Source organism: Allobosea sp. P4_E12, assembly GCF_056401655.1.
Genome location: NZ_JBFUIY010000001.1, coordinates 149,078 through 172,448, shown reverse-complemented (window position 1 = coordinate 172,448; position 23,371 = coordinate 149,078). Strand labels below are relative to the sequence as shown.

The following is a 23,371-nucleotide window of genomic DNA, read 5'->3' as shown; positions in this document are numbered from 1 at the left end:
GTTTTGCCTAGGGTAAGCGAGGCTTCCTCTGGTCGCGGATACATCTCGCCATGCAAGCACAGGCGCTCAAGCTGCCGGAGACGGCCAATGAGGATGTGCTCAATGGGACTGCGGCCGCCCGCGCCATTGGCGAGATCGCGGAGCGCTTCGGCAAGCTCGGGGTCGAGATCACGGATATTTCCGGCCGCATCGGCGATGTCACACGACAGCTCGAAGGCCAGGCCGAAGGGCTGCACCGCGTCGTTGCGTCCGTCGAGCAGGTTTCGCTCTCCAATCGCTCGATCCAGAGTTCGGCGGAAGACGCTCAGAAGGCGGCGTCTGTCGTCAAGAGTGGCCTGGAACGGGTCACGGGAGCGGTTCGGCAGGGGCTGAATGCTGCCCAGAGCGATATCGAGACGCTGAGCCAGGGGGCCGAATCGATTTCGGCTGCGCTTGCCGAGGCCGTCACCAATGCCCACAAGGTTCGCGAGGCGAGCGACGCCATCCAGACGATCACGCGCGAGATCCAACTGCTCTCGATCAATGCCGGTGTCGAGGCGGCGCGGAGTGGTTCGGCGGGGCGCGGGTTTGCGGTCATCGCTGCGGCCGTGAAGCAACTCTCCGAGCAGACGCGTGAGGCGACCGCACTCAGCACCCGACAGCTCGACGCGCTTGTGGAAACGGTCGATCAGCTTGCCCGCCGCAGTTTCGAGAATGCAGCGGTCGCCCGCCGCGCGAGCGAGGAGAGCAGGGGAATATCCCGGCAGGTCGGCGAACTCGACATTTTCGGTCGCTCGGTCGTCGGGCTGATCGGCGATATCGATGCGATCTCGAATCCGACGCGGGAGAATGCCATCGCCTTCGCCAAGGTCGGCGAGGATCTCAAGGCGCTGGTCGCCGGCGTCGACCAGTCGAGCGGCAATCTCGATCTCGCGTCGGGCCGGGCGGCTTCGCTCGTCTCGATCAGCGAGGCGATCCTCGGTTCGATTGCGGCTTCCGGCGTGCGCACCGCGCAATCGGAACTGATCGCCACCGCCATGGAGACGGCGCAAGCCATTTCCGGCCTCTTCGAGGACGCCGTGGCACAAGGCAAAGTCACGATGGCCGATCTCTTCGATGAGACCTATCGTCCGATCGGCGGCTCGGACCCCCTGCAGCATATGACGCGTTTCGTCGCGTTGACCGATCGTCTGCTGCCGCCGCTCCAGGAAAGGCTGCTGGCCGCAGACAAGCGCGTCGTTTTCTGCGCGGCCGTCGATCGCAACGGCTTTCTGCCGACCCATAACCGCAAGTACTCGCAGGCGCAGGGACGGGATCCGATCTGGAACAACGCGAATTGCCGGAACCGCCGCGTCTTCGCGGATCGCACCGGGTTGGCGGCTGCCCGCAACCAGAAACCCTTCCTGCTGCAGACCTATCGGCGCGACATGGGCGGCGGCCAGTTTCTCGTCATGGAGGACCTCTCCGCGCCGATCTGGGTCAAGGGGCGCCATTGGGGCGGAATTCGCTTCGGTCTCAGCGTTTGAGGCGACCGCATTAACGGCCTGTGAGCGTTCCTGCAGGCAAGACTACGCGTAGCGCCAGGATGGCGCGTCGGGTTGAGTGAGTGTCCGGTCCAGCGTCATGCATATCGCGCCGTCTTTTCCCAATCTCTCGGTCCTGCTGATCGATAGCAGCGCGCATTACCGGCGCATCGTCCGGACCATGCTCTACCAGGCGTCGCTCCACCGCATCTTCGAGGCCCCGGATTTGTCCTCGGCCGCAACGATGTTCATCCAGAAGCAGCCGAACATCGTGGTCCTGGACTGGGACCTGCCCGATTCCGGCAGTGTCAAATGCCTGGCGTCGATCCGTTCGTTCAAGACTTCGCCCTTCGCCAAGGCTCCGGTCCTGGTGATGATGGAACGCCCCGACCGCCGCTCGGTCGTGCAGGCGGCCAAGCTCGGGGCGCACGAGATCATCACCAAGCCGATCTCGCCCAACGCGCTCTGGCTGCACCTGTCCGGGATCATCAACATCCCGCGCAAGTACAAGGAGCAGAACGGCAGCATCTCGCTCGTTCCGCGTGCCATCAGCAATGCCATGTTCTGACCACATCTGCCTCGGAAACGCCCAAAGCGTTGATGCCGGGGTGCCGCCGATTAGCGAAATTTTTACCAATCTGGCGTGATCTTCCATCCGCCAATCATGGGTCCCGCCGCCGTGGTCATCACCGTCTCGCTTCCAGCCTTTCTCGGTCGTTCCGAGGCGGCAGCCTTCCGCAATCAGCTGCTCGTCGCGCTGGAGCAGAAGGAGAGCATCGCCGTCGAATGCGCTGAAGCTGGCCCCCTGCCCAGCCTCTGGATTCAGTTGCTCCATGCCGCCGCGACCAGTGCGCAGGCAAAGGGGCTCAGCGTCACTCTCAAGGCGGCCTCGGAAGAGTGCCGCAAGTCCCTGCAGGCGATCGGCTTCGATCCTGCCCAAAGCGCTCTCGTCCTGGAGTGATATCGATGCGAATCCTGGCCATCGACGATACGAAGACCCTGCTCAGTCTGCTCAGCCTGACGCTTCGCAATGCCGGACATGAGGTGGCGGAAGCGGAGAACGGCGAGGACGGCCTCGTCAAGTTCGACCAGTTCCAGCCCGATCTGGTGATCACCGACCTCAACATGCCGTTGATGGACGGAATCGAGTTCACGCGCGCCTGCCGTGCCCGACCGGCCGGCCAGAATACGCCGATCATCGTGTTGACGACGGAAAACGGCGCCGAGATCAAGGCGGAGGGCCGGCGCGCCGGTGCCAGCGCCTGGATGGTCAAGCCGTTCGAGCCCAACACCCTGCTCGGCCTCGTTGCTCGCTATCAGAACTAAGGCTGGCCGATGGATCCGTTAGCGGAACTCAAACAAACGTTCTTCCAGGAATGCGAAGAGCTTCTCGGCGCTCTGGAGCAAAAGCTTCAGGCGCTTGATGAGGGCTCACGCGAGCCCGAGGACGTCAACGCCGCATTTCGCGCGATCCATTCGATCAAGGGCGGGGCAGGGGCCTTCGGTTGCACGGAGCTCGTCGCCTTCGCCCATGTCTTCGAGGCCTCGCTCGATCATTTGCGTTCGGGGCGTGTCGCGATCGAGGACGCTCCCTTCGGACTGTTCCTGCGCTGCTCGGATGCCGTTGCCGATCTGGTGTCGGCGGCGCGCAATGACGAACCGGCCCGCCCGCGTCCTGATCTGCTCGAGGCGCTGGAACGTGTCGGGCAGGCCGAACCCGTCGCAGCAGCTCCTGCCGCTGCCGCTTCCGCACCTCCAGTGCCATCGGCCTCCGCGCCTGCGAGCGACGACGCCCCGCCGGGTATCGCAGCGCTCGGCAATCTGCTTGCGATGGTCGAGGCGAAGTCCGCCGCGCCCGTGAAGCCGATCGATGACGGCTGGGACGACGAGCCAGTTGCCGCCGTCGCTCCGGCCGAGCCGGTGAAGGCCGGCAGCGAGATGTGCCTGCGCATCACGCCGGATCGCGACCTCTTCCGCCGTGTGATCGAACCCCGCGTCGTGCTGGCGGCTCTGCCGCCGGAGGATATCGTTTCCGTCTCCTGCGACCTGAGCCACGTGCCGTCGCTGGAGGAACTCGACGTCACCGATTGCTGGATGCGCTTTGCCGTGAACCTGCGCACGCAGTTGTCGGTCGAAGAGCTGCACGGCAAGTTCGATTTCACCCTCGCGACCGAGGAGTTCGAGATCGAGGCGATGCCCGAGCCGGCCAATGACGATGTGGTCTCGTTCGCGCCAGTCGCTGCCGTCGAAGCAGAGGTGCCGCAGTCGGTTGCTGCCGATCTCTCGGCAATCCTGGCGAAGCTCGGGCCTGCTCCGGCCGCTGCGCCGGAACCCGTTCCTGTGCCGGCTCCTGCGCCGGCCCCAGTCGAGGCGGCGGCTCCGCCGGTGCCGCGTCCTGCGCTTCGTGCTCCTGCCAATGATGCTCCTGCGGCCCGCCAACGCCAGGCCGTCAGCGTTCGTGTCGATCTCGACCGCATCGACAAGCTGATGAATCTCGTCGGCGAGATCGTCATTACCCAGTCCATGCTGGTCGAATGCGTGCGCTCGCTGCCTTATGACGTCTATGCCAAGACCGCCGAGGGCATCCTGACGCTGTCGCGCCAGACACGCGAGCTGCAGGACCATGTCATGGCCGTGCGCGCGCAGCCGGTGAAGGCCGTGTTCCAGCGCATGCCGCGCCTCGTCCGCGAGCTTGCGCAGACCCTGGGCAAGGAAGTGCGCCTGGTGCTCGAAGGCGAAAACACCGAGGTCGACAAGACGATCATCGAAGAGCTTGCCGATCCGCTGACTCACATGATCCGCAATTCGATGGATCATGGCCTGGAGACGCCGGAGGAACGCCTGGCAGCAGGCAAGGGGCCGGAGGGTACGATCCAGCTCACCGCCGAACATCGGGCCGGGCGCATCGTGATTTCCGTCACCGATGACGGGCGCGGCATCAATCGCGAGAAGCTACTGGGCAAGGCCCGTTCGCGTGGTCTTGTCGGCCCCGATGAAAAGCTTGCACCCGAGGAGATCGACCAGTTGATCTTCGCCGCCGGGCTTTCGACCGCGGAGGCCGTCAGCGACATCTCGGGCCGCGGCGTCGGCATGGATGTGGTGCGGCGCAATGTCGAGTCGCTTGGCGGCCGCATCAGCGTCGATTCCGAGCCCGGCCGCGGTTGCAAGTTCACCCTGGCATTGCCGCTGACGCTCGCCGTGCTCGAGGGCATGGTGATCCGCTGCGGTGACGATCGCTACGTCATCCCGATCGCGAGTGTGATCGAGACCCAGCACCTCGCCAATACGCCGATCGAGCATCTCACCTTCGGCCAGGAAGTCCTGCGCTGGCGCGGTGAGGTCACACCGCTCTACCGGCTCGGCGCCGTGATGGGCTCGTCCGGGCAGCGCGACGAGAACATCATCATCATCGCCGAAACCGAGCGCGGCGGTAATGTCGGAATTGCGGTCGACGAGATCGTCGGCCAGCAGCAGGTCGTCGTGAAGAGCCTCGAGGCGAATTACGGCGCGGTCAACGGCGCATCCGCCGCGACCATCCTCGGCGACGGCCTCGTCGCCCTGATCCTCGATGTCGACTCGATGCTGAGGCTGGCCGCGACCGGCAGCCGGCAACCCGCTCCCGAACTGAAAATGGCTGGATGATCATGACCCTTCAACTCGGCGAAAAGCACTTCTCGTCGGCGCAGCCTGAATCAGCCGTGCGTCGTATCGTTACCTTCCGCGTCGGTGATCGGACTTTCGGCATCGATGTCGGCATGGTTCGTGAAATCAAGGGCTGGCAGGTGACCACGCCCCTGCCGCATGCGGCTCCGCATGTGCGCGGCGTGCTCAATCTGCGCGGCGTCATTCTCGCGGTCTACGACCTGCGCACCTCGATCGGCCTCGGTGTCACCGATGCCACGGCAACCCACGTCATCGTCGTCGTCGATGTCGAGGACAAGACCGCCGGCCTGCTGGTCGACTCGGTCTCCGACATCGTCGATGTTCCGGTCAGCGCGGTTCGCCCGGCGCCGGATCTGGAGCGTGACGAGCATGGCCTGATCGAAGGCCTCGTGTTGCTCGACACCGAGATCGTCGCCTTGCTCGACCTCGCGGCCGTGATCCGCGAAGGCGGGGCGGAAACCCCTCTCGCTCGGACCACCCGGGCGGCTTGATCATCATCTGACGCGGCAACGCGCCAGATGACTGAGCCGGGGAAGGCCAACGCGCCAAGAAAGACACGACAAGAACATGGGCAGCTTCGCCGGTTCCCTTTCGAGACTCTCGGTACGGCTGCCGCTGATGTTTCTCGGCGCGGCTTTCGTTTCGGGCGGCGCCATCGGCGCCGCCGCCTATCATGTCGCCTGGGGGCGGCTGAATGACCTCGCGCAGCTCGGGCTGAGCGCCGCCGATATCGACGGTGCCGTGCGATCGGCCATTCCGCAGATGCTGGGGATCAGCGCCGTTTCGCTGGTCGCGATCGCGGCCGTCGGCTGGTTTGCGGCGCGCTCGATCTACCGGCCCATCGTCGAGATGCGCGATGCGGTCGGCCTGTTGGCCCAGGGCGAGAACGCCGCGATCCCGGGCCTCGCCCGCGGCGACGAGATCGGCGACCTTGCCCGCGCCCTGAAGAGCATTCACGAGACAGGGGTCGAAGCTGCGCGTATCCGTGCCGCGCTCGATGACTGCCGCACCAATGTCATGGTCTGCGATCGGCAGAACCGCGTCGTCTACGTCAACAAGTCGCTGCTGAAGTTCTTTGCCGAGGCCCAGGAGGATTTTCGCACGGCCTTCCCGGGCTGCTCGGCCAAGGACATGCTTGGCCGGGTCATGGATGCCGTCTATGGCGACGCCGTGTTCGGGCGGCATGATGTCGGCGGGGCCCGCGCGATCCGCTATGCGCTCGGCCGGCGGACTATTTCGCTGTCTTTGAGCCCTGTCCTGCATGCCAATGGCGAGCGTCTCGGCACCGCCGTCGAATGGCTGGAACTGACCGACGAACTTGCCGCCGCCAACGAGGTTGCAGATGTCGTCTCGGCGGCCGTCGAGGGCGACTTCTCGCGTCGTATTCCGCTTGCGGGCAAGCCGGAGGCGATGGCTCGCATCGCCGAGGGCCTGAATCAGATCAATACGCTGGTCGAAGGCGCGGTCGGCGAATTTTCGAGCGTGCTCGGTGGACTGGCTGAGGGCGACCTGAGCCACCGCATGGAGGGGGACTATCGCGGCCGCCTCGCAGAGCTGAAGCGCAGCCTGAACGGAGCACTCGCCCATCTCGGCCAGACCGTCTCGACCATCCAACTGACGGCAGGCAATGTTTCGCGAGCCGCGAGCGAGATCAATTCCGGCGCAGGCGACCTTGCCAGGCGGACTGAAGCGACAGCCGGCAATCTGGAGGAAACTGCCGCGACGACCGAGGAGCTGGCAGCCTCCGTCAAGCAGAGCGCGGCCCGCTCCCGCGAGGCGACCCAGCTGGCCGGAGAGGCCATGAATGTGGCCAATGACGGCAGGGTTGTCGTGTCCCAGGCGGTTGGCGCGATCGAACGGATCGAGACGTCCTCCGTCCGCATCTCGGAGATCGTCTCCGTGATCGACGGTATTGCCTTCCAGACCAATCTGCTGGCGCTCAATGCGGCGGTCGAGGCTGCGCGGGCCGGTGATGCGGGCAAGGGGTTTGCCGTTGTGGCCTCCGAAGTGCGCGCCCTGGCACAGCGTTCCGCTCAGGCTGCGCGGGATATCAAGGGTCTCATCGCGACCTCCAACGAGCAGGTCGGCGAGGGCGTGCGCTTCGTACGCAGCACCGGTGAAGCTCTGGAGCGGATCGTGGCCGCTGCGAGCAAGGTCTCTGCGACCGTCGCGGAGATCTCTTCCGCGACCGCCGAGCAGGCCCATGGCATCGAGGAGATGAGCCAGACCGTCGCCCATATGGACGAGATGACCCAGCAGAACTCGGCTTTGGCGGAGCAGAGTGCGTCATCGGCACATGAACTGATGGCGGAAATCGACAGGCTGAAACAGCTTGTTGCCGTCTTCCGCATCGAGGAAGGGTTCGCTGCGCCGTCGGTTCATGCTGCGCAGACCGAGCCCGCCCGGTTGCAGCGACTTGCGGCTGCAGCGCTCGTCGAGCAGGCGCGTGTCGCGCCGGCGGTCCGCCGCCCGGAGTCGCGTCGGCCGGAACTGACGAAAGCCCCGGCGGTCCGTCCAGCGCCGCGCCGCATCGCCAATGGGCGTGTCGATGATTGGGCCGAGTTCTAGTTCGATGTTGTCAGGTTCACAGTGATGCTCGCGCCTCAAGGTCTTCCCGAAGCCACGCTGACGCGTGAGGACATGGGCTTCATATCGAAGCTCGTCTACGAGCATGCCGGCATCGTCATCCGCGAACACAAGGAAGCGATGACGCGCGGTCGCCTTTCCCGACGCGTCAAGGCGTTGGGAATGGGCTCGGTCGCGGAGTACTGCGCCTTCCTGAAGACGCCGGGCGCGCAGGACGAGATCCCCGAGCTGATCAACGCGGTCACCACCAACCACACCGCCTTCTTCCGCGAGCGGCATCACTTCGACCATTTGCGCCGCGATGTGCTGCCGAGGCTGGTTCAGGAACGCGGCGGCCGGCGCGGGCGTATCCGGATCTGGTCCTCTGCCTGCTCCTCCGGCGAGGAGCCCTACAGCATTGCGGCTGTCTCGCGCGACGTCATCGGCTCACGCAGCGATCTCGATTTCCGCATTCTGGCGACTGATATCGACACGGACATCCTCAACCGGGCGGAAGCGGGCATCTATCCGGCGGAGCTGTTCGAGCGTCTGCCCGCCGATGTCAGGCCGCTGCTGCGCCTGGACGGGCAGGTCGGGCGTGGAGAGGCGCGGATCAGCGATGATCTGCGCCGGCTGATCGCCTTCAAGCGGCTCAATCTCATCGAAAACTGGCCGATGCGTGGCCCATTCGATGCCATTTTCTGCCGAAACGTCTTCATCTATTTCGATACCCGGACCAAGGCCACGATCCTCGACCGCTTCGTCGATCTGCTTGCGCCGGGAGGTTTCCTCTATCTCGGTCATTCCGAGTCGCTCCCGCAACCTCACCCGCAGCTCAGGCTGATCGGCCGCACGATCTACGAGAGAACCCCATGAGTATCACGCGGTCCTCTCGGCGCTATTTCGACCCCCGTTTCGAGGCGACGATCATCACGGTCGCGCCAGGTGAGCACGAGATCACCTCGGCGAAGGACGAGATCGTCGCGACTGTGCTGGGCTCGTGCATCTCGGTCTGCATGCGCGATCCGCAGGCAGGGGTCGGTGGGCTGAACCATTTCCTGCTGCCGAAGAACAACAGTGGCAACGATGCCAGCGCCGGCGAGCGTTATGGCGACACCGCGATGGAAGTTCTCATCAACGGCCTGCTCAAGCGCGGCGGCAAACGAAATCATCTCGAAGCCAAGGTCTTCGGCGGGGCACGGGTCCTGTCGGGGGCGACCATGCTCGCCATAGGCGACGGCAACATTGCCTTCGTGCTCGACTTCCTCAACCGGGAAGGCATTCCCATCGTCTCCAAGGATGTCGGCGGCACACGCTCACGGCGAATCCACTACCAGCCTTCCACGGGACGGGCCTGGGTGCAGCATGTGCAGCCGAGCGTCCGCAGCAGCGAGCATGAGCAGGAAGTGGCCTATCTCAACCGACTTAAGACCCAGCCTGTCGCAGGTGATGTCGAGATCTTCACATGACCCTGAACCAAGCACCATCGGCCAAACCCGTCACTGTCCTTGTCGTCGACGATTCCGTCCTGATGCAGAAGCTCATGACGCAGATCATCGACTCCGCCCCCGGCTTCAAGGTGATCGGCGTCGCCGGCAGCGCGGAGGAGGGTTGGGACGCGATCCAGGAGCTGCGGCCAGACCTGCTGACGCTCGATCTCGAACTGCCGGGACGGCACGGCCTCAAATTGCTGGCGCGCGTGCTGAAGCAGGATCCGTTGCCGGTGCTGATCGTCTCAGCCTTCGGCGGCCCAGGCGCCGACAACACCATCCAGGCGCTCGAACTGGGGGCGATCGACTTCATCGAGAAGCCGGACGGCACGACGCATACGCTCGAAGGCTTCATGAAGCATCTGGTGGCTGCGCTTCACCGCGCCTCGGCCAGTCGAAAGATGCTTGCAGCCGCGCGCGCTCTGGCGCGCGAAGCCGCGCCGGCAAGGCCAGCTCCCGTTCGTGAACCTGGGCGCGCTTCCGCCTCGCCCGGTGGGCGTACGTCGTTGATCGCCATCGGCGCCTCGACTGGCGGCGTACCGGCCGTGCAGGTGGTGATGCGGGACCTCGCCAATCTGCGCATCCCGATGGTCGTGGTTCAGCACATGCCCGCCGGCTACACGGCAAAATTCGCGGCACGCCTGGCGGCGGCCACCGGGCTTGACGTCCGCGAGGCGGCTGACGGGGACAAGCTGAAGCCTGGCATGGCGGTCGTCGCGCCAGGTGGCCTGCGCCATCTCGAGATCGAGGAGCGCCGTGGGGAACTGGTCTGTGTCCTGAAGGAAGGGCCGCTGGTCAGCGGTCATTCGCCATCGGTCGATGTCATGTTCCACTCGGTGGCGCGCAGCCTGGGTGCCCATGCGGTAGGCGTGCTGCTGACCGGGATGGGCCGGGACGGGGCAGACGGTTTGTTAGCCATGCGCAAAGCCGGCGCCGAGACGTTAATTCAAAGTGGCGAAACCTGTGTGGTAAACGGGATGCCGAAAGCAGCATTCGAGATCGGGGCCGCTGATCGCGTTGTGGCACTCGACCAGATTGGCGCCGCTATCGGCCACCTGATCGCAGAACGTCCGCATCAGCGCACCGCGTGAGGAGAGCGTGATGAAAGCCAGAAGTGACTACCGGATCCTCGTGGTCGACGACCAGAAGAGCATGCGCGGTCTTGCCACCTATTTCCTGAAGCAGATCGAGTTCCAGGACATCGATGAGGCGGAGAATGCGCGCGAAGCGCTGATGAAGATGCAGACCAAGCGCTATGATCTGCTTTTGCTCGACTGGAACATGGACGGAATGAGCGGCATCGATCTGCTGCGGGCGATCCGTTCCGTGCCGGAGCTCAACCAGATCAAGATCATCATGGCGACCTCCGAGCGCTCGGTGGACAAGATGGACGAGGCGACCAGCAACGGCGCCGACCACTATGTCGTGAAACCCTATGAGCTCCGCGATCTCGAGGTGCGGGTGAAGAAGGTTCTCGCCTGCTGAGCGCAGGCGGCTCGAGGCTAAAGCATCGGCCCGAAAAGTGGATTGCGGTTTTCGGGAAAGCCGGTGCAAAGATAAAGGGATAGATCATCGGACCGGATACGATTTCCTGTCCGATGATCTAATCTCACCATTGTGATCCAGCGCCTCGGGCCATCATGGCTGCGGGGCGCTCTCATTTGCGCCAGTATCTGCGCCGGATTATGAGGTTTGGCGGGAGGGCAGGCCATGCCGCTGCTTCGTCGTGACGTGTTGAGCCTGATCGGCGGGCTCGCTGCGAGCCCATCATTTGCCATATCGCCGGATATGCAGAGCGCACCCGACGCCTACCAGTTTGCGTTCGCCCGGCTCGAGGGCGGCCATATTCCGCTGGCGGCCTATCGCGGCAAGCCGATCCTGATCGTCAACACGGCTACCAATTGCGGCTACGCAGGGCAGTTCGCAACACTTGAGCAGCTGTGGCAACGCTATTCCGGCCGTGGCCTGATGTTGCTGGCGGTGCCGTGCAATGACTTCGGCGGGCAGGAGCCGCTGGAAGGCGTGGCTATCGCGGAAGCAGCGCGCCAGACCTATGGCGCGACTTACCCGTTCGCCGCGAAATCGAGCGTGCGCGGCCCGGACGCCCATCCATTCTATCGCTGGGCGGCGACACGGCGGCCGGCCGAAGTCCCGACCTGGAACTTCCATAAGTATCTGGTCGGGCGCGATGGCAGCCTCGTAGGCGGCTTTCCCGCGAGCTCGGACCCGGTCGGCTCACAGCTGATCCGGGCTATCGGTCAGGAGCTGCACGCCGCCTGAGCCCGCCTTCAGCTACGCGCGTAGATGTCTTCGATGCGGATGATGTCGTCCTCGCCGGTATAGGAGCCGACCTGTACCTCGATCAGTTCGAGGTCGATCCTGCCGGGATTGCGCAAGCGGTGGACGCAGCCGATCGGCAAGTACACCGATTCATTCTCATGCACGTGCGTGACCTTGGCATCGACCGTAACTTCGGCTGTTCCCGAAACCACGACCCAATGCTCGGCGCGATGAAAGTGCTTCTGCAGGCTGAGCAGCCCGCCCGGCTTGACGTTGATGCGCTTAACCTGGAAGCGCTGGCCGATATCGATGCGCTGATACCAGCCCCAGGGCCGGTAGACCCTCAAGTGCTCGCTCGCCTGCGGCCGGCCATCGGTCTTCATCAACTCGACGAGGTTCTTGACCTTGCCGGCGGCGGCCATTGACGAGACGAGCACGGCATCGCGCGTCGCAACCACGACGACATCGTCGAGGCCGAGAACCGTCGTCAACACGTCATCGCTGCGGACATAGATGCCGTGGCTATCGAGCGCGACCACCTCGCCTTCGAGGACGTTGCGATCGGCGTCCTTCTGTTTGATCTCGTGGATCGAGTCCCAGGCGCCGATATCGGACCAGTCGAAGCTTGCCTGCACGACACCGGCCGCCCGCGTCCGCTCCATCACGGCGTAGTCGATTGAAATCTTGGTGGCCTGGGCAAAGGCCTCCGGATCGAGGCGCAGGAAGTCGAGGTCGCGGGTCGCCTTGGCAATCGCTTCACGCGCGGCATTCAGCACGTCCGGAACGTGGCGTTCCATCTCGTCGCACATCGTCGCCGCGGCAAAGACGAAATTGCCGCTGTTCCAGAGATATCCCTCCTCGAGATAGCGCGTGGCGCGTTCCAGGTCGGGCTTCTCGACAAAACGCTGCAGACGTTTCGCGCGCTCGCCGGGCAGCGGCTCGCCGGGTGCGAGATAGCCATAGGCCGTCGAGGGATGCGTCGGGGGAATGCCGAGCGTCATGATCAGGCCGGACGCAGCGAGCTCGGCTGCGATCGCGCAATCGTCGCGGAATGCCGCAGTCGCCTGAATGACGTGATCGGCTGCAAAGGCCGCACAGATTGCGCCGGCCCTGCGCTGTTCTGCCAATAGCGAGCCGACTGCGACCGCTGCGGCGGAATCGCGTCGCTCCGGCTCCAGGACGATCTCGCCCTTGATGCCGATCGCGAGCATCTGTTCGGCAACGATAAAGCGAAAGTCATTGTTGGTGATGACGATCGGCGCATCGAAGCGCGGGTCATGCAGCCGCTGCAGGGTCGCCTGGAAGGTCGAGATCCCGTCTCCGAGCAGCGGAATGAACTGCTTGGGCAACGTATCGCGCGACAGCGGCCAAAGCCGGGTGCCGGCTCCGCCGGCCATGACGAGCGGAACGATTTTCGGGACTGACATCAAGCGCGCTCTTCTCAGGCAGGTCGTGACCCTGCTGCCTTACAGCAACGTCACTACCATTGGTTAAATGCAGGGTCGTGGAAAAATTCAGGCCTTGGCCTTCTGGCCCGGACGAAAGGCGACGATGACGGTCGGGTCGGTGTCCAGGTAGGGGCCCTCGATCAGGTCAATGCAGTAGGGTATGGCGGGCATCACGGCGTCGAGGCATTCGGCGATCGCGCGGGGCCGTCCCGGCAGGTTGACGATGAGCGAGCGACCACGGATGCCGGCGGTCTGGCGCGAGAGTATCGCGGTCGGCACCTTGGTGAGGCTGACCTGGCGCATCAGTTCGCCGAAGCCGGGCATCGGTTTCTCGACAACGTCGTCCGTGGCCTCGGGCGTGACGTCGCGGGGAGCGGGACCGGTGCCTCCCGTCGTGACGATGAGACAGCAGCCCTCGCGGTCGGCAAGTTCAATCAGGGTGTCGGCAATCGCCTTGCGGTCGTCCGGGATGACCCGCGCAACGGCCGTCCAGGGCGAAGTGAGCGCATTCTTCAGGTAGTCGCGAATGGCGGGGCCGCCCTCGTCGGCATAGATGCCGGCTGAGGCCCGGTCGGATACCGTGACGATTCCGATCTTGATATCGCTGGTCATGCCGTCGCACCGTTGCAGGATGATCCTGGCCGGTATCGGGCAGGTGGCGAGCCTGGTCAATCTCGTCATGAGCCGCCGCCTTCCGAGCCCGACGTCGGCTCGACAGGGCGGCGTCGCCGGAGTTGCTCTCAGTTGATGCGTGCGAGGTCGCCAGGCGAGCCGCGTGATCTCTATCGATGCTTTGCCGATTGATGACGATTCCGCAGGCGCCGCAGCCACGTGCGGGCCAGGGCGGCGACCTGTGCCGGCCCCGGTATCGCGCTGCCGATCGCGATGATCGCATTCGCCATGGTCCTGCGCTCGCCCCAGACATAGGTTCCGGGATCGACGCCGTCGCCTGCGCCGCTGTCGAAGAAGACCGGCGGCGTCTCCGTGAAATCGGCTTGGAGCATCGCAATGGTCAGCGCTCGCCCTGGCGAATGGCGCGCCTGGGTCTCGTCATAGGCGATCTTCAGGAACTGGCGGGTATTTCCGCTTTCGACGAGCAGGCCCATCGCCATGGGCTTGCCATCGAGCAGCAGCGTGTCGAGCTGGAGCGCGTCCTGTTCGACGAAGAGCTCGACCAGCCGGTGGAAATAGGCCGCGTCATTAGGCAGGCAGGCGATTGCGGTCGCGGCTTCCCCCTTCCAGCCTGCCGCTTCGAGCGCGAGGAAGGTCTCGAACGCCTCGCCTGCGGCTTGGCGACGCTTGCGCTGGAAGGAGACCACGCCGTTCCGTGCGATCGCCCGGAACTGCTGCATGCGCTTCTTGTAGCTTGAGCCAAGGGCGCGACGGAGATAGCGCTCGGCATCGTCGCCGGGCTGAGCGATCATCACGGGACGCTGCCAGGTTTCGAATGTCGTCAGCCCGCTGCCGGTGACCCGGCAAGCCTCCTGGAGCGCACGAAAACCTGGCCCCTGCACGGGCAGGAGCGGCAGAGCCAGGGTTTTCGGCAGGTCGCGCGATGCGGCGAGGTGGCGCAGCAGAGCGAGCGCGATATCCTCGGCATTGTCGCGGTCCAGCACGGGGGCCGATGAAACCTCGTAGAGCGGCACGAGCGGAGCGGCGAGGATGGGGGTAAGGCCGCTGCGCCAGTCGCGCTGCCGACGCAACACCCAGATTCCGACGAGGCTCTCGGAACCGAGCGCTTCACTGCGCCAGGCCGTCAGGATGACGATGCGATCATCTGGAACCAGGACCCGCGCAGCCGCGACAGTGGCTGGCGACATGGCGGGATTGGGCTCGACCGCTCGTTCCGCGAGTTCGGCGAAGGCTGCACCATAGCCGACATAATCGCCAAGCCGCGTGCGCCTGATGACGATCTCGGCGCTCATCCGACCCTCGTGCGGAGGCGGCAAGCAGGCTCTGGGCAGAACTGGATCAAGACTGGCCGCCGCCCTGCCTACCGAGGCGCATCTCGCCCCGTAACGATAGCACAAAGGCGATGACCTGCGCCGCAGCCCGGTAGAGTTCCTCGGGGATCTGATCGTCCAGCTCGACCGTGGAGAGAGCCTGCGCGAGCACAGCGTTCCGCTCGATGTCGACATCATGTTCGCGGGCGGTCTCGATGATGCGTTGAGCAAGCTCTCCGCGGCCCTTTGCCGTGACGCGCGGGGCGCCATGGCCGTCATACTCGAGCGCGACCGCGAGCGGATCGGGAGAGGGAGGGCTCATGACAGACGGTCCAGGAACTGGCCGGCGGTCGCTCGCCTGGCTTGCGGCTGGCCGGTATGAATGTCGACGGTTCCGTCTTCAAATTTTGCATTGGCCAGCGCTGCCTGGAGATCAGGCGCAGCGCCGCGCAGGAACTGGCTCGTTCCTTCGCGTTCGGCCCAAAGCGAGACGCTCACCGCGCGTCCCTGGAGCGTTACGACACCTTGCAGCGGACCCATCGGCTCGGCGTCGAGGGCAAAGCGCACGCGCCAGAGGGGCCCTTCGACACCAGAGGGGCTGCGTCGCGGCGGGTCCTTCTCGATATGCAGCGGCAGGATCGCGGTGCCCGCTTGGAAAGCGAGAGGGATCTCCGTCACCCAGCGTTGGCCTTGTGCGGCCTCGGGACGGTTGGGTTCTGGCGGCAGAGATGCGAACTGCGCGAGCTTGACGCGGTCGAGCGCGGCTTCGGTCTGGTCGAGCAGCGTGCGTGCGATGACGAGCGGCTTCTCTCCGGCCGACAGGGTGGGTTCGGCAATCGATTGAGGGGCGAGCGCGCCGTCGCGCCGTGGCGGGGACGGGCGGATATGCGCTTCCGCATCGCTCGTTGCCTGCTCTGCCGTCCTTGGTTCTGTTCCCGACGGTTTGAGCCCTGGAGCGGCGGCGTCCGGGGCGACAAGCGGCCGCAGCATGTCGCTGAGCGCGCGTAACCCCGCCTTCAGATCGCCGTGAGGAGAGGGGCGTGGTGCGGCTGCCTCCGGGCGGTCGCTTGCTCGCGAAGGCAGTCTTGCCTCCTGCGCATCCAGGAAAAGTCCGGAGCGTGCGACGGCCTGCTTCAAGCCCTGGCCGGTTACGGGTCTACGCTCGGCCGGCATGGCCTGAGCCAGGATCTGGTCGATCAGGCCCATCAGGGGCTTGGGCAGGATGAGGGAGATCGTACCGTTGGCAAGCACCTGCAGATTGGCGAAGAGCGGCGCGAGACTGTCCTGGCGAGCGAGAGCCTCGCCCATCAGCGGGCCGGCAAGTGCGCGCGGCGAGGGCGTCGCCTCGGACTGCAGCCGTTGGGGCGGCGCAGGGGCCACCGCGACGGTAGCGGGGATTGGCAAAGGTGCTGAAGAGCTCGCGCCGGCAAGACGCGACGAAGCCGGCAGGCCGGGAGTGGCGGCCTCCGGAGCCGACGGCTTGGCGCTGCGGCCCGTCTCCAGCGCAAGCGGTGCGAGCGCCGGCTCGCGCCGCGGACCGTCGATGGGCACCAACTGAGCCGGAGGAGTGAGAGCTTCGCCAGGGGGGCGAGCCGCAAGCAGCGTCGCCCGCACCCCCGTTCCACCGTCTTCCGGAGCCTCGATTTTGAGTGTGAGCGTTGTGCCGGGCTGCAGCGCAGCCTGTCGGACTTCCGGGCCGGCGAGAACGAGATCGATCTTCACGCCATCGACCAAAGCGGTCACGGTACCGTCCTTGCCCAGGGAGAGCAAGCGCGCTTCGACCGTCTTGCCGGGCTCGAGCCCGGCTCCGGGAGCCAAGGCTGCAAGCAAGGTGGCGAGGGTCTGGCTCTGGACGAGAGCGGCGAGATTCATGCGGGAGCGACCATTGACTGACTGTCGCAGCTTCCCATGAAATCTTAAGGAATCTCTTGCCCTTGCAAGGCATCTCTGCGTGCCTCGCTCTGGTGCGGGCGCAGGTGATGAGGCAGGTTTGCGCGCCAATGCATCAGGGACAACGCAGATGAACTATCGTCGGCTCGGCCGTTCCGGCCTGAAGGTTTCGCCGCTATGCCTGGGGACGATGATGTTCGGAGGTGCGACTGAGGAAGGCGATGCACGAGCCATCGTCGATCACGCGCGCGCGGCCGGGATCAATTTCATCGACACGGCCGACGTCTATAACGAGGGCCGCTCCGAAGAGGTGACCGGGCGGGCGATTGCCGCGAACCGGCATGACTGGGTTCTGGCCACCAAGGTCGCGAGCGTTATGGGGCCGGGGCCCTATCAGAGTGGCCTCTCCCGGAAATGGGTGATGCAGGCCTGCGAGGACAGCCTTCGGCGGCTCGGGACGGATTTCATCGATATCTACTATCTCCACAAGGAAGACCACACCGTGCCGCTTGGCGAGACGGTGCATGCGCTCGCCGATCTCGTGCGTGAGGGCAAGATCCGGCATTTCGGCGTTTCGAACTACCGCTCCTGGCGCGTCGCGGAAATCTGCCGGCTCTGCGATGAACTCGGCATCGACCGGCCCGTGGTCAGCCAGCCCTATTACAACGCGATGAACCGCATGCCCGAGGTCGAGCATTTGCCCGCCTGCGATTTCTACGGCCTGGGTGTCGCGTCCTATTCGCCTCTCGCCCGCGGCATTCTGACCGCGAAATACGAACCGGGTCAGGCACCGCCGGAGGGCACGCGGGCCGGCCGCGCGGACAAGCGGATCATGCAGACCGAATGGCGCGAGGAATCGCTGATCATCGCCCGCACGATCCGCGACCATGCGGCCGCGAAGGGGCTGACCCCGATCCAGTTCGCGGTGCAGTGGGTGCTGAACAATGCGCTGGTGACGGCGGCGATCGCCGGTCCGCGCACCCTCGAACAATGGCAGGCCTATCTCGCGGCGCTCGATGCCCGCTTCGACGCCGAGGATGAGGCCCTGGTCGATCGGCTCGTGCCTGCCGGCCATCCCTCGACGCCGGGTTACAGCGATCCAGCCTACCCGCTGGAGGGCCGGATCACGCGCAAGGCCTGAGGCCGGCCTCGCCGGCGTGGAGCTTGCTCTTTCCGGATGGGCTGCGCCAATAGGCGCTTGCGAGTGCCGCAGCCGGGCCGATGCCTGGCAGGAGCAGGAGGGCGCATGGCGGTCGAAGGCCTTACCGGTGATCTCGTCAAGGTCGTGGCGCTCCTGGGCGCGGGCGTCGTCGCGGTGCCGATCTTTCGTCGTCTCGGCCTTGGTTCCGTGCTCGGTTACTTCACCGCCGGTGTCGCCATCGGGCCATCGGGGCTCGGTCTCTTCGCCAACCCGGAGGCCGTGCTCCACGTCGCCGAGTTCGGCGTCGTTATGTTCCTGTTCATCATCGGCCTGGAGATGCAGCCCTCCCGGCTCTGGAAGCTGAAGGGTGAGATCTTCGGGCTGGGTGCCGCGCAGGTCTGCTTGTGCGGTGCGCTGCTGACCGGTGTCGGCCTGCTCGCGGGCCTGAGCCTTCCGGCTGCCTTCGTGGCCGGAATGGGCTTCGTCCTGTCCTCGACCGCCGTCGTCATGCAGATGCTGAACGAGCGTGGCGAGACCTCGACACTGCATGGGCAGCAGGCGGTGTCGATCCTCTTGCTCGAAGACCTTGCGATCGTGCCGCTGCTGGCGATCGTTGCTCTCCTTGCGCCGGCGAAGCCGGGGGATACCGGCGACTGGCTCCCGCTTCTGATCGCCGCCGGCTCCGTTATTGGTCTCGTGGTGGCGGGGCGCTGGTTGCTCAACCCGATGTTCCGGCTGCTTGCGGCTGCGCAAGCCCGCGAAGTCATGACCGCGGCTGCCTTGCTGGTCGTGCTCGGAGCAGCGCTCGCCATGCAGTTGAGTGGGCTCTCCATGGCGATGGGGGCCTTTCTCGCCGGCGTGTTGTTGTCGGAGTCGAGTTTTCGGCACCAGCTCGAAGCCGATATCGAGCCGTTCCGCGGGATCCTGCTCGGCCTGTTCTTCCTTGCCGTCGGCATGTCGCTCGAACTCGACCTGATCGCCCGTGAATGGCGTCTGGTCGCGTTGGCCGTGGTGGCGTTCATGGCGGTGAAGGCCAGTGGTATCTTCATCGTCGCCAAGCTGTTCGGCTCCAGGACCCGCGACGCCATCACGCGGGTGGCACTGTTCTCACAGGGCGGTGAATTCGCCTTCGTGCTCTATGCTGCTGCGGCAGCGGCGGGCATCTTCGGCGCTGAGGTCAACGCAGTGGCCAGCGCCACGGTCATCCTGTCGATGGCGCTTACCCCCTTGCTCGTATTGGCTCTCGATCGCTTCCTGCCACCGGAGCAGACCTCGCTGGACGGCGTCGAGATTGCCTCCGGCCTGCATGGCAGCGCGTTGATGATCGGCTTTGGGCGTTTCGGACAGGTTGCCAGCCAGACATTGCTGGCGCGGGGCTGCAGCGTCTCGATCATCGAAGTCGATGTCGAACTGATCCGTGCCGCGTCGAATTTCGGCTTCAAAGTCTATTACGGTGACGGCACGCGGCGCGAGATCCTGCATGCTGCCGGCGCCGAGCGGGCGCAGGTGATCCTGGTCTGTGTCGATAATCGCGTGACTGCCGACAGGATCGTCGCCATGGCGCAGGCCGAATTCCCGCACGCGAAGCTGTTCGTGCGAGCCTACGATCGCGGCCACGCGATGGACCTGATCCGCAGCAATGTCGAATACCAGATTCGTGAGACCTTCGAATCCGCCATGCTTTTCGGCGCAGCCGCACTGCGCAGCATGGGACTGTCGGAGGAGGAGGTCGCTGAGATTGCCGAGGATGTGCGTCGTCGCGACGATGAACGGCTGGATCTCCAGGTCGCGAGCGATATTCATGCGGGCAACGATCTCCTCCACGGCAATACACCGATACCGACCCCGCTGACCGCACCTAAGGCGCCCGGCAAGATTCTGGGCTCCGCCCCGGATGATTATGGCGATGTCGGCGGCCCCTAGACTAGCCGGCCGTCAACTGTTCCCAGCCCGCCATCGCGCCGCGGACAACCGCGTCCAGTTGCTGGCGGGAAGCACCGTCGCGCGCCTGGATCGACATACCCTGCTGAACGGTGACGTAATAGCTCGCGAGGGCTTCGGCATCGATACCAGGCGGGATCTCGCCGGCGTCGATCGCAGCGCGCAACCGCCGGGCGATGGTCGCGACGCTTCCGGCGCGCATATCACGCAGTTTGGTCGCGGTCTCGTCGCTGACGCCAACGGCATTCACCGCCGAGAGCACGATCATGCAGCCGGGCGGGCGCCCCGGCCGCGTGAATACGGCGGCGCTTGCAGCCAGGAACGCCGAGACCGCCTCTCGGGCGGTTGGCGCTGCTGTCAACGGGCCGGCGATCTCATCGCTTTCACTCGCTTCGAAGAAGTCGATGGCTTCGCAATAGAGTTCCTCCTTGCTGCCGAAGGCGGCATAGAGGCTCGGCGAGCCAATGCCCATCGCTCCCGTCAGATCGCTGAGGGAGGTGGCCTGATAGCCCTTTGCCCAGAAAATCAGCATCGCCTTCTTCAGGGCGTCGGATCGATCGAAGGCGCGGGGGCGGCCGCGTTCCGTCATTGCCATTCCTTTTCTGTATCGATCGGTAGATAATTATCTTGACGGTGGGAGGCAAGCGCTCCATCTGTTTCTGTATCAATCATCACAGAAATGGAACTGCCTGATGTCACGCTTCACTGGAAAGAAGGCCCTGGTCACGGGCGGCAGCCGCGGCATCGGTGCCGCGATCGCCCTGCGATTGGCTCGCGAGGGCGCCGATGTGGCGATCACCTTTGAGCACTCCGCCGACAAGGCAGGCGAGGTGGTCCGCGCCATCGAGGCCCTTGGCCGCAAGGGATTCGCACTTGCTGCCGACAGCGCGGATCCGGTGGCGGTCAAGGGGGCGGTCGACAAGGCCGCGGCCTCGCTGGGCGGGCTCGACATTCTGGTCAACAACGCCGGCATCTGGCGTGGAGGAGCGGTTGCCGAGTGGAGTCTCGCCGATATCGACGCGACACTTGCCGTCAACGTTCGCGCTGTCGTGCTCGCCTCACAGGCGGCCGCGGCGCATCTCGGCGTCGGCGGACGCATCATCTCGACCGGGTCCTGCCTCGCAGATCGCGTGGTCGAAGAGGGTGCGACGCTCTACGCGATGAGCAAGGCGGCGCTGATCGGCTTCACCAAGGGGCTCGCCCGCGACCTCGGCCCGCGCGGCATTACGGTCAATATCGTGCATCCCGGCTCAACCGACACAGACATGAATCCGGCGATCGGCCCGCAGGCCGATGAGCAGCGCGCCCGCATGGCGATCCCGCGCTACGGCAAGCCAGAGGATATCGCGGGGCTGGTGGCCTATCTGGCGAGCGAAGAAGCGCGTTTCGTCACCGGGGCGGGCTTTGCAATCGATGGGGGCGCCAACACCTGAAGATTGGCCTGGCGGCGGCTCAGTTCAGCATGCAGAAGCCGCCGACCACCACTTCGCTGCGGCACCAGATCCTTGGTTCCTCGGCGGTGCTGAGCCGCAGCATCGCTGGGGCCGCCGCGCTGGCCGTCGGGAAGGGAGGGCGCGACGGGGCGTCGCCCTTGGCCGCTTCCTGCTGTGAGGATCGGCCGACCCGCGGCGCGACCCCGACGGAGGTCCCGCTTCCTCCGCTGGAACTGGTCTGGGAGCTTCCATGCGACGAACGGCTTCCGCCGCGGAATTTCGCGGCTTCGGCACCCGCCGGCAGCAACAGGGCGGCAATGACGGCAGTCGTGAGAACCCGGATCATGCTGCACTCCCATGAGACGGGAACAGATTGCCGCTGCGGAACGGGAGGGCAAGAAAAGCCTTAATGCGCGCCTGAAAACCGGAGAGGCCGGTCAGTTTCCGGGCAGGACGATGATCGTCGGCTTGGGCGGCAGCATAGCCTTGCTGATCGTGATTTCGGCCTCGGCCCGGCGTTCGACGGGCCAGAGATCCTGGGAGCGCGCGAGGAAACGACTGAGGCTCGAGCCGCCGAAGAAATGCATCGGGATCATCACCTTGGCCTGCACCGATTTCAGCACCTCGATCATGCCTTCCTGATCGAGCGTATAGCTGCCATCGACCGGGAAGAGCACGACGTCGACGCGGCCGAGCGCGCGCAGATGGCCGGGTTCGAGCGGGTGGTGCAGATGCCCGAGATGGGCGATGCAGAGATCGCCGATCTCGAAGACGAACATCGAGTTGCCGTCGAAATCGGTCGATCCGGAATAGGAGCGGATATTGGTCGGCACATTGCGTACGCGCATGTCGCCGAGCGTGACGTCGTGCTTCGCGGCGCCCTTGCCGGCAGGGTCCCAGCCGGGCAGGACCTGCTTGATGGCGGGATCGGGATTGCGCGAATTGTGGGTCGAATGCGCCTTGTTCATCGTCGCGATATCCGGCGTTTCGCGCGGCCGGATGTAGTCGTTGTAGTCGGTGGCGGCCTTCACGCCGCCGGGCGTCTCGATCAGGAAGGTGGCGTGGCCGACGAAGGTCAGCCGGACCTCGTCCTTGGCGAGCGCCGCGCGCTGGATCGGCGGGCGGAGGCTTGCCATCTCCGGGCGGCAGCCGGGCTCGTCGGATTGGGCTTGCGCCGGCGCCAGGCACGCCAGCGTCGCGAGCAATCCGAAGACGGCTCGGCCTAGCGTCGTCGACAGTCTCATGAACTTCGCTCCCGCTGCGTTCCCGCAGCCAAGGTTTAGGCAAAATTCCGGGCTGCGAAAGCCAGGCTGTCAGTTTCGTGACTATCGTCCGATTGGGATGACCGGTTGCATATCAGGATCGGTTATGGCAAGAATCCGATATCGTTTTGCAACTGGTTTGGAATGATCGCCATGACGAGGCTGGTGGTTCGCGGGTTTTCGCTGTCGCTGGACGGTTACGGTGCCGGACCCAGCCAGGATGTCGACAATCCGCTCGGCGTGAACGGTGCGAAGCTGCATCGCTGGGCGTTCGGCACGCGCACTTTCCGAGAGATGTTCGGGCAAGAGGGCGGCGAAACCGGCGTCGATGACGATTTTGCCGCGCGCGGCTTTGCCAATATCGGCTCCTGGATCATGGGCCGGAACATGTTCGGGCCGATCCGGGGAGAATGGCCGGACGAGGCCTGGAAAGGCTGGTGGGGGGACAATCCGCCCTATCATGTTCCGGTCTTCGTACTGACCCATCATGCGCGCCCCCCGCTGGAGATGACGGGCGGCACGACATTTCACTTCGTCACCGATGGGCCGGAGGCGGCACTCCAACGCGCCAGTGAAGCCGCAGGTGGCAAGGACATCAGGCTCGGCGGTGGCGTTGCGACGATCCGGGACTATCTGCGCGCGGGGGCAGTCGACGAGATGCACCTCGCCGTCTCGCCGATCCTGCTCGGCACCGGCGAGAACCTCTTCATTGATCTCGACCTGCCCGCATTGGGCTATACCAGCACGCAGCACAGTGCGACGCCCGCCGCCACACATATTGTCGTGACCAGGCGAGCCTGATCAATCGCGGCG

General features: G+C 65.1%; 24 protein-coding genes. 16 read left to right on the top strand and 8 right to left on the bottom strand.

Translation table 11 applies throughout. The features are described 5' to 3' along the window. Positions 1–50 precede the first annotated feature (50 nt). The 12 genes from AC1DW9_RS00815 to AC1DW9_RS00760 all read left to right on the top strand — a co-directional run bounded on the left by AC1DW9_RS00815 (position 51) and on the right by AC1DW9_RS00760 (position 11,500). On the top strand, positions 51–1,505 hold the full coding sequence (locus AC1DW9_RS00815) for a methyl-accepting chemotaxis protein (protein WP_441505300.1): 1,455 nt from the start codon (positions 51–53) through the stop codon (positions 1,503–1,505). 76 nt (positions 1,506–1,581) lie between these two features. After that, positions 1,582–2,070 carry a response regulator gene (locus AC1DW9_RS00810; protein ID WP_162768079.1) on the top strand — a complete coding sequence of 163 codons (489 nt, stop codon included), beginning with the start codon at positions 1,582–1,584 and terminating at the stop codon, positions 2,068–2,070. 96 nt (positions 2,071–2,166) lie between these two features. Next, a complete protein-coding gene (locus AC1DW9_RS00805) occupies positions 2,167–2,463 on the top strand; it encodes an STAS domain-containing protein (protein ID WP_441505301.1) in 297 nt (98 codons plus the stop codon). A 5-nt stretch (positions 2,464–2,468) separates the two neighbouring features. Beyond that, complete coding sequence (locus tag AC1DW9_RS00800; protein ID WP_441476827.1) at positions 2,469–2,828, top strand: response regulator; 360 nt, start codon at positions 2,469–2,471, stop codon at positions 2,826–2,828. Between the two features lie 9 nt (positions 2,829–2,837). Beyond that, entirely contained in the window at positions 2,838–5,144 is a 2,307-nt protein-coding gene (locus AC1DW9_RS00795; protein WP_441505302.1) for a chemotaxis protein CheA, read from the top strand. 2 nt (positions 5,145–5,146) lie between these two features. Further along, entirely contained in the window at positions 5,147–5,656 is a 510-nt protein-coding gene (locus tag AC1DW9_RS00790) for a chemotaxis protein CheW (protein WP_069882586.1), read from the top strand. Positions 5,657–5,732: 76 nt separating this feature from the next. Further along, positions 5,733–7,733: a methyl-accepting chemotaxis protein gene (locus tag AC1DW9_RS00785; protein WP_441505303.1), complete on the top strand. Its 2,001-nt coding sequence runs from the start codon at positions 5,733–5,735 to the stop codon at positions 7,731–7,733. 24 nt (positions 7,734–7,757) lie between these two features. Further along, a complete protein-coding gene (locus tag AC1DW9_RS00780; protein ID WP_441505304.1) occupies positions 7,758–8,606 on the top strand; it encodes a CheR family methyltransferase in 849 nt (282 codons plus the stop codon). Further along, the gene (locus tag AC1DW9_RS00775) at positions 8,603–9,199 is read left to right on the top strand and encodes a chemoreceptor glutamine deamidase CheD (RefSeq protein ID WP_441489356.1); all 597 of its coding nucleotides are present in this window, start codon (positions 8,603–8,605) and stop codon (positions 9,197–9,199) included. The genes AC1DW9_RS00780 and AC1DW9_RS00775 overlap by 4 nt, the downstream gene beginning before the upstream one ends. Next, positions 9,196–10,311, top strand: a complete 1,116-nt coding sequence (cheB, locus tag AC1DW9_RS00770) for a chemotaxis-specific protein-glutamate methyltransferase CheB (RefSeq protein ID WP_441489355.1) — start codon at positions 9,196–9,198, stop codon at positions 10,309–10,311. The genes AC1DW9_RS00775 and cheB overlap by 4 nt, the downstream gene beginning before the upstream one ends. 10 nt (positions 10,312–10,321) lie before the next feature. After that, on the top strand, positions 10,322–10,705 hold the full coding sequence (locus tag AC1DW9_RS00765) for a response regulator (protein ID WP_043233413.1): 384 nt from the start codon (positions 10,322–10,324) through the stop codon (positions 10,703–10,705). 225 nt (positions 10,706–10,930) lie between these two features. After that, positions 10,931–11,500: a glutathione peroxidase gene (locus tag AC1DW9_RS00760; RefSeq protein ID WP_441505305.1), complete on the top strand. Its 570-nt coding sequence runs from the start codon at positions 10,931–10,933 to the stop codon at positions 11,498–11,500. An 8-nt stretch (positions 11,501–11,508) separates the two neighbouring features. On the opposite strand, the gene AC1DW9_RS00755 is transcribed toward AC1DW9_RS00760, so the two are convergent. The 5 genes from AC1DW9_RS00755 to fliK form a co-directional block, all read right to left on the bottom strand. Further along, positions 11,509–12,927 carry a mannose-1-phosphate guanylyltransferase/mannose-6-phosphate isomerase gene (locus AC1DW9_RS00755; protein ID WP_441505306.1) on the bottom strand — a complete coding sequence of 473 codons (1,419 nt, stop codon included), beginning with the start codon at positions 12,925–12,927 and terminating at the stop codon, positions 11,509–11,511. Positions 12,928–13,014: 87 nt separating this feature from the next. Next, a complete protein-coding gene (gene mog, locus AC1DW9_RS00750) occupies positions 13,015–13,560 on the bottom strand; it encodes a molybdopterin adenylyltransferase (RefSeq protein ID WP_441505369.1) in 546 nt (181 codons plus the stop codon). A 170-nt stretch (positions 13,561–13,730) separates the two neighbouring features. Continuing rightward, positions 13,731–14,873 carry a GNAT family N-acetyltransferase gene (locus AC1DW9_RS00745; protein WP_476768410.1) on the bottom strand — a complete coding sequence of 381 codons (1,143 nt, stop codon included), beginning with the start codon at positions 14,871–14,873 and terminating at the stop codon, positions 13,731–13,733. A 46-nt stretch (positions 14,874–14,919) separates the two neighbouring features. Then, positions 14,920–15,213: an EscU/YscU/HrcU family type III secretion system export apparatus switch protein gene (locus AC1DW9_RS00740; RefSeq protein ID WP_476768411.1), complete on the bottom strand. Its 294-nt coding sequence runs from the start codon at positions 15,211–15,213 to the stop codon at positions 14,920–14,922. Then, positions 15,210–16,763, bottom strand: coding sequence for a flagellar hook-length control protein FliK (gene fliK, locus AC1DW9_RS00735; protein ID WP_441505309.1), 1,554 nt, complete (start codon positions 16,761–16,763; stop codon positions 15,210–15,212). The genes AC1DW9_RS00740 and fliK overlap by 4 nt, the downstream gene beginning before the upstream one ends. 148 nt (positions 16,764–16,911) lie before the next feature. Here fliK and AC1DW9_RS00730 point away from each other — a divergent pair, with 148 nt between their 5' ends. Together AC1DW9_RS00730 and AC1DW9_RS00725 are read left to right on the top strand one after the other, a co-directional pair. After that, complete coding sequence (locus AC1DW9_RS00730; RefSeq protein WP_441505310.1) at positions 16,912–17,922, top strand: aldo/keto reductase; 1,011 nt, start codon at positions 16,912–16,914, stop codon at positions 17,920–17,922. 105 nt (positions 17,923–18,027) lie between these two features. Further along, positions 18,028–19,845, top strand: coding sequence for a monovalent cation:proton antiporter-2 (CPA2) family protein (locus AC1DW9_RS00725; RefSeq protein WP_441489348.1), 1,818 nt, complete (start codon positions 18,028–18,030; stop codon positions 19,843–19,845). Between the two features lies 1 nt (position 19,846). Here the strand turns inward: AC1DW9_RS00725 and AC1DW9_RS00720 are convergent, their stop codons facing one another. Beyond that, positions 19,847–20,452 (bottom strand): TetR/AcrR family transcriptional regulator, encoded by a 606-nt coding sequence (locus tag AC1DW9_RS00720; RefSeq protein WP_441489347.1) that lies wholly within the window; start codon positions 20,450–20,452, stop codon positions 19,847–19,849. Between the two features lie 103 nt (positions 20,453–20,555). Between AC1DW9_RS00720 and AC1DW9_RS00715 the strand changes: the two genes are divergently transcribed. Further along, the gene (locus tag AC1DW9_RS00715; protein ID WP_441489346.1) at positions 20,556–21,296 is read left to right on the top strand and encodes a 3-oxoacyl-ACP reductase family protein; all 741 of its coding nucleotides are present in this window, start codon (positions 20,556–20,558) and stop codon (positions 21,294–21,296) included. Positions 21,297–21,315: 19 nt separating this feature from the next. Here the strand turns inward: AC1DW9_RS00715 and AC1DW9_RS00710 are convergent, their stop codons facing one another. Both AC1DW9_RS00710 and AC1DW9_RS00705 read right to left on the bottom strand, forming a co-directional pair. Further along, positions 21,316–21,642 carry a hypothetical protein gene (locus AC1DW9_RS00710; RefSeq protein ID WP_441489345.1) on the bottom strand — a complete coding sequence of 109 codons (327 nt, stop codon included), beginning with the start codon at positions 21,640–21,642 and terminating at the stop codon, positions 21,316–21,318. 91 nt (positions 21,643–21,733) lie between these two features. Continuing rightward, a complete protein-coding gene (locus AC1DW9_RS00705) occupies positions 21,734–22,540 on the bottom strand; it encodes an MBL fold metallo-hydrolase (protein ID WP_441489344.1) in 807 nt (268 codons plus the stop codon). Between the two features lie 171 nt (positions 22,541–22,711). Between AC1DW9_RS00705 and AC1DW9_RS00700 the strand changes: the two genes are divergently transcribed. Beyond that, a complete protein-coding gene (locus AC1DW9_RS00700) occupies positions 22,712–23,359 on the top strand; it encodes a dihydrofolate reductase family protein (protein WP_441505311.1) in 648 nt (215 codons plus the stop codon). Positions 23,360–23,371: the final 12 nt, after the last annotated feature.

Excerpts from the sequence above, each read along its gene's own strand:
- AC1DW9_RS00815 (WP_441505300.1), top strand. The coding sequence starts at position 51 with ATGCAAGCACAGGCGCTCAAGCTGCCGGAGACGGCCAATGAGGATGTG.
- AC1DW9_RS00805 (WP_441505301.1), top strand. The coding sequence starts at position 2,167 with ATGGGTCCCGCCGCCGTGGTCATCACCGTCTCGCTTCCAGCCTTTCTC.
- AC1DW9_RS00800 (WP_441476827.1), top strand. The coding sequence starts at position 2,469 with ATGCGAATCCTGGCCATCGACGATACGAAGACCCTGCTCAGTCTGCTC.
- AC1DW9_RS00795 (WP_441505302.1), top strand. The coding sequence starts at position 2,838 with ATGGATCCGTTAGCGGAACTCAAACAAACGTTCTTCCAGGAATGCGAA.
- AC1DW9_RS00790 (WP_069882586.1), top strand. The coding sequence starts at position 5,147 with ATGACCCTTCAACTCGGCGAAAAGCACTTCTCGTCGGCGCAGCCTGAA.
- AC1DW9_RS00785 (WP_441505303.1), top strand. The coding sequence starts at position 5,733 with ATGGGCAGCTTCGCCGGTTCCCTTTCGAGACTCTCGGTACGGCTGCCG.
- AC1DW9_RS00780 (WP_441505304.1), top strand. The coding sequence starts at position 7,758 with ATGCTCGCGCCTCAAGGTCTTCCCGAAGCCACGCTGACGCGTGAGGAC.
- AC1DW9_RS00775 (WP_441489356.1), top strand. The coding sequence starts at position 8,603 with ATGAGTATCACGCGGTCCTCTCGGCGCTATTTCGACCCCCGTTTCGAG.
- cheB (WP_441489355.1), top strand. The coding sequence starts at position 9,196 with ATGACCCTGAACCAAGCACCATCGGCCAAACCCGTCACTGTCCTTGTC.
- AC1DW9_RS00765 (WP_043233413.1), top strand. The coding sequence starts at position 10,322 with ATGAAAGCCAGAAGTGACTACCGGATCCTCGTGGTCGACGACCAGAAG.
- AC1DW9_RS00760 (WP_441505305.1), top strand. The coding sequence starts at position 10,931 with ATGCCGCTGCTTCGTCGTGACGTGTTGAGCCTGATCGGCGGGCTCGCT.
- AC1DW9_RS00755 (WP_441505306.1), bottom strand. The coding sequence starts at position 12,927 with ATGTCAGTCCCGAAAATCGTTCCGCTCGTCATGGCCGGCGGAGCCGGC.
- mog (WP_441505369.1), bottom strand. The coding sequence starts at position 13,560 with ATGACCAGCGATATCAAGATCGGAATCGTCACGGTATCCGACCGGGCC.
- AC1DW9_RS00745 (WP_476768410.1), bottom strand. The coding sequence starts at position 14,873 with ATGAGCGCCGAGATCGTCATCAGGCGCACGCGGCTTGGCGATTATGTC.
- AC1DW9_RS00740 (WP_476768411.1), bottom strand. The coding sequence starts at position 15,213 with ATGAGCCCTCCCTCTCCCGATCCGCTCGCGGTCGCGCTCGAGTATGAC.
- fliK (WP_441505309.1), bottom strand. The coding sequence starts at position 16,763 with ATGAATCTCGCCGCTCTCGTCCAGAGCCAGACCCTCGCCACCTTGCTT.
- AC1DW9_RS00730 (WP_441505310.1), top strand. The coding sequence starts at position 16,912 with ATGAACTATCGTCGGCTCGGCCGTTCCGGCCTGAAGGTTTCGCCGCTA.
- AC1DW9_RS00725 (WP_441489348.1), top strand. The coding sequence starts at position 18,028 with ATGGCGGTCGAAGGCCTTACCGGTGATCTCGTCAAGGTCGTGGCGCTC.
- AC1DW9_RS00720 (WP_441489347.1), bottom strand. The coding sequence starts at position 20,452 with ATGACGGAACGCGGCCGCCCCCGCGCCTTCGATCGATCCGACGCCCTG.
- AC1DW9_RS00715 (WP_441489346.1), top strand. The coding sequence starts at position 20,556 with ATGTCACGCTTCACTGGAAAGAAGGCCCTGGTCACGGGCGGCAGCCGC.
- AC1DW9_RS00710 (WP_441489345.1), bottom strand. The coding sequence starts at position 21,642 with ATGATCCGGGTTCTCACGACTGCCGTCATTGCCGCCCTGTTGCTGCCG.
- AC1DW9_RS00705 (WP_441489344.1), bottom strand. The coding sequence starts at position 22,540 with ATGAGACTGTCGACGACGCTAGGCCGAGCCGTCTTCGGATTGCTCGCG.
- AC1DW9_RS00700 (WP_441505311.1), top strand. The coding sequence starts at position 22,712 with ATGACGAGGCTGGTGGTTCGCGGGTTTTCGCTGTCGCTGGACGGTTAC.